Origin of the sequence: Actinomyces sp. oral taxon 448 str. F0400 (genome assembly GCF_000220835.1) — a bacterium.
In the GTDB taxonomy this organism is placed as follows: domain Bacteria; phylum Actinomycetota; class Actinomycetes; order Actinomycetales; family Actinomycetaceae; genus Actinomyces.
This window is the reverse complement of sequence record NZ_GL985607.1, coordinates 1-5,524: the sequence shown is the minus strand read 5'-3', so window position 1 is coordinate 5,524 and position 5,524 is coordinate 1. Positions and strand designations below refer to the sequence as shown.

Annotated in this window: 3 rRNA genes; all 3 read left to right on the top strand. The window is 59.6% G+C overall.

Features of this window, described 5'->3' with window-relative positions:
• Nucleotides 1–216 precede the first annotated feature (216 nt).
• The 3 genes from HMPREF9062_RS11910 (at nucleotide 217) to rrf (ending at nucleotide 5,505) form a co-directional block, all read left to right on the top strand.
• Nucleotides 217–1,773, top strand: a 16S ribosomal RNA gene (locus tag HMPREF9062_RS11910).
• A 293-nt stretch (nucleotides 1,774–2,066) separates the two neighbouring features.
• A 23S ribosomal RNA gene (locus HMPREF9062_RS11905) occupies nucleotides 2,067–5,279 on the top strand.
• Nucleotides 5,280–5,388: 109 nt separating this feature from the next.
• Nucleotides 5,389–5,505: ribosomal RNA gene (rrf, locus tag HMPREF9062_RS11900) — 5S ribosomal RNA — on the top strand.
• Together the 16S, 23S and 5S rRNA genes form the textbook arrangement of a ribosomal RNA operon.
• Nucleotides 5,506–5,524 lie beyond the last annotated feature (19 nt).

The window sequence follows — 5,524 nt, the reverse complement described above, 5'->3', positions numbered from 1 at the left end:
GTGGGTGTGTTGTTTGAGGTCTCGATAGTGTGTCATGTTTTTTATGCCATGGATGCGTTGTGGCTGGGTCTGTTTGTGGGTCTGGTTGTGGCGTGTTTGTTTTGTTTTGGTTTGCCTGCTGTGTCTGCTGTTGTGCGTGCGTGTGTTGCGTGTGTGTGGTGGTGGGTGTGGTGGGTGGGCTGGGTGATGGTTTTCTTTCATTGCTGTTTGTGGTTTTGTTTGGAGAGTTTGATCCTGGCTCAGGACGAACGCTGGCGGCGTGCTTAACACATGCAAGTCGAACGGGCCTGCCTGGCTTTGGTTGGGTGGGTGAGTGGCGAACGGGTGAGTAACACGTGAGTAACCTGCCCTCTTCTCTTGGATAACTGCTTGAAAGGGCGGCTAATACGGGATGTTCTGGCTGCCTCGCATGGGGTGGTTTGGAAAGATTCGGCCTGGTTTTGGTTGTTTTGGTGGGGGATGGGCTCGCGGCTTATCAGCTTGTTGGTGGGGTGATGGCCTACCAAGGCGGTGACGGGTAGCCGGCCTGAGAGGGTGGACGGTCACACTGGGACTGAGACACGGCCCAGACTCCTGCGGGAGGCAGCAGTGGGGGATTTTGCACAATGGGCGCAAGCCTGATGCAGCGACGCCGCGTGAGGGATGGAGGCCTTCGGGTTGTGAACCTCTGTCGCCGGTGATGTAGGCTCTGCTTTGTGGGTGGGGTTGACGGTAGCCGGGGTATGAAGTGCCGGCTAACTACGTGCCAGCAGCCGCGGTAATACGTAGGGCGCGAGCGTTGTCCGGAATTATTGGGCGTAAAGAGCTCGTAGGCGGCTGGTCGCGTCTGTCGTGAAATCCTCTGGCTTAACTGGGGGCGTGCGGTGGGTACGGGCCGGCTTGAGTGCGGTAGGGGAGGCTGGAATTCCTGGTGTAGCGGTGGAATGCGCAGATATCAGGAGGAACACCGGTGGCGAAGGCGGGTCTCTGGGCCGTGTACTGACGCTGAGGAGCGAAAGCGTGGGGAGCGAACAGGATTAGATACCCTGGTAGTCCATGCTGTAAACGTTGGGCACTAGGTGTGGGGGGTCTTTCCGGGTCTTCCGCGCCGTAGCTAACGCATTAAGTGCCCCGCCTGGGGAGTACGGCCGCAAGGCTAAAACTCAAAGGAATTGACGGGGGCCCGCACAAGCGGCGGAGCATGCGGATTAATTCGATGCAACGCGAAGAACCTTACCAAGGCTTGACATGGGCCGGTGGTTCCCGGAGACGGGAGCGTCCCCTTTTTGTGGGCTGGTTCACAGGTGGTGCATGGTTGTCGTCAGCTCGTGTCGTGAGATGTTGGGTTAAGTCCCGCAACGAGCGCAACCCTTGTCTCGTGTTGCCAGCACGTTGTGGTGGGGACTCGCGGGAGACTGCCGGGGTCAACTCGGAGGAGGGTGGGGATGACGTCAAATCATCATGCCCCTTATGTCTTGGGCTTCACGCATGCTACAATGGCCGGTACAGTGGGTTGCGATGTCGTGAGGCGGAGCGAATCCCTGAAAGCCGGTCTCAGTTCGGATCGGTGTCTGCAACTCGACACCGTGAAGTTGGAGTCGCTAGTAATCGCAGATCAGCAACGCTGCGGTGAATACGTTCTCGGGCCTTGTACACACCGCCCGTCACGTCATGAAAGTCGGCAACACCCGAAGCCCGTGGCCTTATGGGGAGCGGTCGAAGGTGGGGCTGGTGATTGGGACGAAGTCGTAACAAGGTAGCCGTACCGGAAGGTGCGGCTGGATCACCTCCTTTCTAGGGAGTGTTGTGTGGTGTAGGGAACCGGTTCGTGTGCGTGCGTGTGTGCGTGTGCGGGGTGCCTGTCTCGTGCGTGTGGCGGGGATGGGGTGGCATGCTGTCGGGGTCTGGGGCTGTGCGCCCGTGTGGTCTGGCTTTCTGTGTGGTCGTGCTTTGGTTGGGTGCGGGTGCGCGGGGGGTGTGGGCGGGTTGGTTGTGAACTGTATAGTGGACGCGAGTATTGTTTGTTCGTTGTGTTGTGTGGTGTGTTCTGTCGTGTGCGCGTGGTGTGCGTGTGCGCGTGGTGTGTTGTGTGTGTTGATTTGAGCGTTCGGTGGATGCCTTGGCATCAGGGGCCGATGAAGGACGTGGTGGCCTGCGATAAGCCTCGGGGAGCCGGCTGACGGGCTGTGATCCGAGGGTGTCCGAATGGGGAGACCTGGCACTCGTTGTGGGGTGTCACTCGTGTCTGAGGTTGTGTAGGGCGCGAGGGGTGACGCGGGGAAGTGAAACATCTCAGTACCCGTAGGAGAGGATATTCCGTGTGTAGTGGCGAGCGATAGCGGATGATGGTGAAACCGTGTGCGTGTGAGACTCGGCAGGGGTTGCGTGTGCGGGGTTGTGGGGCGCGTGTGTTCTCGTTTCTGCCGGGGCGGGGCGTGAGTGGCGTTGGGTAGCTGAACCGTCTGGGATGGCGGGCCGGAGGAGGTGAGAGCCCTGTAGGTGAAACCTGGCGTGGATATTGCGTGCGTGTGTTCCCAGTGTAGCATGGGGCTCGTGGAATCCTGTGTGAGTTTGCCGAGACCACTCGGCTGCCTGAATACCTCCTGATGACCGATAGCGGATGAGTACCGTGAGGGAATGGTGAAAAGTACCCCGGGAGGGGAGTGAAAGAGTACCTGAAACCGGGCGCTTACAAGCCGTCAGAGCCTGTGTCCAGTGCGTGATTTTTGCGTGGTGGGGTGGGTGATGGCGTGCCTATTGAAGAATGAGCCTGCGAGTCAGTGCCGTGTCGCGAGGTTAACCCGTGTGGGGGAGTCGTAGCGACAGCGAGTCCGAGAAGGGCGTGATGGAGTGGCGCGGTATGGACCCGAAGCGGGGTGATCTACCCATGGCCAGGTTGAAGCATGTGTAAGAGCGTGTGGAGGGCCGTACCCGCCTCAGTTGAAAATGGGGGGGATGAGTTGTGGGTAGGGGTGAAAGGCCAATCAGACTCCGTGATAGCTGGTTCTCCCCGAAATGCATTTTGGTGCAGCGTTGCGTGTGTCGCCCGGCGGAGGTAGAGCGACTGGTTGGCTGCGGGGCCTGACAGGGTTACTTAGGTCAGCCAAACTCCGAATGCCGTGCGGGTGTGGCGTGGCAGTGAGACCGCGGGGGATAAGCTTCGTGGTCGAGAGGGAAACAGCCCGGATCGCCGGCTAAGGCCCCTAAGCGTGCGCTAAGTGGGAAAGGATGTGCGGTCGCGTAGACAGCCAGGAGGTTGGCTCAGAAGCAGCCATCCTTGAAAGAGTGCGTAATAGCTCACTGGTCGAGTGGTCGTGCGCCGACAATGTAGCGGGGCTTAAGCGTGCCGCCGAAGCCGCGGACTCCTTCGTGAGGAGGGGTGGTAGGGGAGCGTCCTGCGTTGGGTGAAGCTCGGGAGTGATCCTAGGGTGGACGGCGTGGGAGTGAGAATGCAGGCATGAGTAGCGATGACTAGGGTGAGAGTCCCTAGCGCCGAATGACTAAGGGTTCCAGGGCCAGGTGGATCCGCCCTGGGTGAGTCGGGACCTAAGACGAGGCCGACAGGCGTAGTCGATGGATGACGGGTTGATATTCCCGTACCGGCGTAGGACCGCCCATGCTGACGCGCGGGTGCTAACTCACGCCCGTGGTCGTTGATTCGCTGGTGGCCGGTACCTTCGGGTCCGGGTGCTGGTGTCGGCCAGGGTCTGGGGATCCTCCGTGCAGGTAGGCAAGCGTAGTAACAGGGGTGACGCACAGTGGTAGCCTCGCGGGCCTAATGGCTTGGCCCGTTCAAGCGCGCAGCCTCTCGCTCAGGTAAATCCGGGCGATCGCGTTAATGACATGGTTGTTGACGCGGGGGTGAGGCGTGATGGTGACCCCGTTGTGAGCGGGGGAGAGCAGGGTGATCCTGGGGTGCCGAGAAAAGCCTCGACGCGATGGTGCTGGGCCGCCCGTACCCGAAACCGACACAGGTGGTCGGGCAGAGCATGCCTAGGCGAACGAGTGAATCATGGTTAAGGAACTCGGCAAAATGCCCCCGTAACTTCGGGAGAAGGGGGGCCTGAGCTTTGAAGCCCCTTCGCGGGCTAGGAGCAAGGGTCGCAGAGAACAGGGGGGAGCGACTGTTTACTAAAAACACAGGTCCGTGCGAAGCCGTAAGGCGATGTATACGGACTGACGCCTGCCCGGTGCTGGAAGGTTAAGAGGATCCGTGAGCCCCTTGGATACATGGGGTGAGGCGGTGAGTTCAAGCCCCAGTAAACGGCGGTGGTAACTATAACCATCCTAAGGTAGCGAAATTCCTTGTCGGGTAAGTTCCGACCTGCACGAATGGCGTAACGACTTCCCTACTGTCTCAACCATGAGCTCGGCGAAATTGCACTACGAGTAAAGATGCTCGTTTCGCGCAGAAGGACGGAAAGACCCCGGGACCTTTACTACAACTTGGTATTGGTGTTCGCTGTGGCTTGTGCAGGATAGGTGGGAGACTGTGAAGCTGTCACGCTAGTGATGGTGGAGTCGTTGTTGAAATACCACTCTGGCCTGGGCGTGCGCCTGAACCTCGGCTCGTGATCCGGGCCAGGGACAGTGCCTGGCGGGTAGTTTAACTGGGGCGGTTGCCTCCTAAAGAGTAACGGAGGCGCTCAAAGGTTCCCTCAGCCTGGTCGGTCATCAGGTAGTGAGTGCAAGTGCACAAGGGAGCTTGACTGTGAGACTGACGGGTCGAGCAGGTACGAAAGTAGGAACTAGTGATCCGGCGATCCCGTGTGGGTGGGTCGTCGCTCAACGGATAAAAGGTACCCCGGGGATAACAGGCTGATCCTGCCCAAGAGTCCATATCGACGGCATGGTTTGGCACCTCGATGTCGGCTCGTCGCATCCTGGGGCTGGAGCAGGTCCCAAGGGTTGGGCTGTTCGCCCATTAAAGCGGTACGCGAGCTGGGTTTAGAACGTCGTGAGACAGTTCGGTCCCTATCCTCTGCGCGCGCAGGAGACTTGAGAAGACCTGTCCCTAGTACGAGAGGACCGGGACGGACGAACCTCTGGTATGCCAGTTGTTCCGCCAGGAGCACGGCTGGTTAGCTACGTCCGGACATGGATAACCGCTGAAAGCATCTAAGCGGGAAACCATCTTCAAGACCAGGTCTCCACCACCCCCTCCTTTCTTTTTCGCTATAGTGAATAGAGGGGAGGGGTGGGAAGGCCCCCAGATGATGACTGGGTTGATAGGCCGGAGGTGGACACCCAGTAACGGGCACCAAGCCGACCGGTACTAACACGGCCGATCACACACAAGATTATCCGCACACTCTCTTGCGCAAGACAAACTAACGCGTCCACTATACGGTCCACGACCAACCCACCCAACACACGCCACACGCCGCGCAGGCAGGCCCCGGACCACGTCTCGGTGGTCATAGCGGAGGAGTCACGCCCGGACCCATCCCGAACCCGGAAGCTAAGCCCTCCAGCGCCCATGGTACTGCTCCCACCAGGGAACGGAAGAGTAGGACACCACCGAGCCCCCACACACCACCAAAAC